The organism is uncultured Thiodictyon sp. (assembly GCF_903828115.1).
Classification (GTDB): Bacteria; Pseudomonadota; Gammaproteobacteria; order Chromatiales; family Chromatiaceae; genus Thiodictyon.
Window position 1 is genome coordinate 1 of the sequence record NZ_CAIKKU010000497.1, and the last position, 1,628, is coordinate 1,628.

Annotated in this window: 1 protein-coding gene; it reads left to right on the forward strand. The window is 66.1% G+C overall.

All coding sequences use genetic code 11. The features are described 5' to 3' along the window. The first annotated feature begins 131 nt into the window (after window positions 1-131). Window positions 132-1,508 carry a YhjD/YihY/BrkB family envelope integrity protein gene (locus tag QZY48_RS18180; protein WP_295433728.1) on the forward strand — a complete coding sequence of 459 codons (1,377 nt, stop codon included), beginning with the start codon at window positions 132-134 and terminating at the stop codon, window positions 1,506-1,508. The last annotated feature ends 120 nt before the right edge of the window (window positions 1,509-1,628 follow it).

The following is a 1,628-nucleotide window of genomic DNA, read 5'->3' on the forward strand; positions in this document are numbered from 1 at the left end:
CGATTACGACAACGACAACGACAACGACAACGACAGCGTACCCGGGATCTCGGTCACCACATCAGTTCTGATCGCACCCGCCCGACGCAACCGCCTTGACCCCAAGGTCCCGTCCGGCCTAGGCTTCCCCTATGAACCCAACCGACCGATCCCCCTGGGAGCGCCTGGACACCCTGATCTGGTCCACCCCGCTCGCCGGCCTGCCCCCGTGGCAGGTGCGCCTGGTGTGGCTCGCCCGCCTGATCTATGCCCTGTACCGGGATGCGACCGAGGGCTATCTGTCGCTCCAGGCCATGAGCCTGGTCTATACGACGCTGCTGTCGATGATCCCGCTGCTGGCGGTGAGCTTCTCCGTGCTCAAGGGCTTCGGTGCCCACAATGCACTGGAGCCGCTGCTGCTGCACGTCCTGGAGCCGCTCGGCGATCAGGCCGCGGAGGTCGCGCAGATCATCCTGGGCTTCGTGGACAAGATGCAGGTGGGGGTCCTGGGCTCGGTAGGGCTGGCGGTGCTGATCTATACCGTCATCTCGATGATCCAGAAGATCGAGCAGGTCTTCAACGACACCTGGCGGGTGACCGAGACCAGGCCCCTGGCCCAGCGGATCAGCCAGTATCTGAGTGTGCTCCTGATCGGCCCGGTGCTGTTTTTTACCGCCGTGGGCCTCTCCACCTCGGTGCGCGGTACCGCCATGGTGGAGTCCCTCCTGGCGGTCGAGCCCATGGGGACCCTGATCGACGCGGGCGGCAGTCTGGTCCCCTTCCTGCTGATCGTCTTCACCTTCACCTTTCTCTATGTCTTTGTGCCGAATGCGCGGGTGCGGTTCCGCTCGGCCCTGCTCGGCGCCCTGGTGGCCGGGGTGCTGTGGGAGGCGGTGGGCTGGTCGTTCCGCCACTTCATGGCCAGTTCCACCCAGTACACCGCCATCTATTCCGGCCTGGCGATCCTGATCCTGTTCATGCTGTGGCTCTATATCGCCTGGCTCATCGTGCTGACCGGCGCCAGTGTCGCCTTCTATCACCAGCACCCGGAATATCTCCTGAGCCGGGTGCGCGACCTGCGCCTGAGCAATCGGCTGCGCGAGCGCCTGGCCCTGCTGGTGGCGGGCCATTGCGCCCGCAACTACGAGGCCGGCACCGCCGCCTGGACCAGCGATGGGCTCTCCACCACCCTCGGCATCCCCAACAGCAATACCGCGCGCATCCTCACGATCCTGGAGCAGGAGGGGTTCCTGCTGCGCACCGCCGCCGATCCGCCCTGCTTTGTCCCGGCCCGGGCCCCCGAGGCCATCCGGATCAAGTCACTGCTCGATGCCGTGCGCTGCTTCGAGGAGCATGAGAACGGCTGCCACGGCACGGCCCCGGATCGGGGGATCGCGGCGGTCGAACAACGGCTCGATGAGGCCATGGCCGCGGCCCTGGGGGACATGACGCTGCGCGATCTGGCCGGGGCGATGGACGACCCGCGGCGGGTGGTCCAGGAAGAGTACGTTAGTACGTTAGTACGTTAGTACGTTGGTACGTTGGCGCGTTGGTGCGTTAGTACGGGGCAGTTTGCGCCTTCCAGGGGCCGGCGCGGCTGCCTCCCGCGCTCCAGCGTCACTGCCATTGAGTTAAGCGCCGCAGCCCAA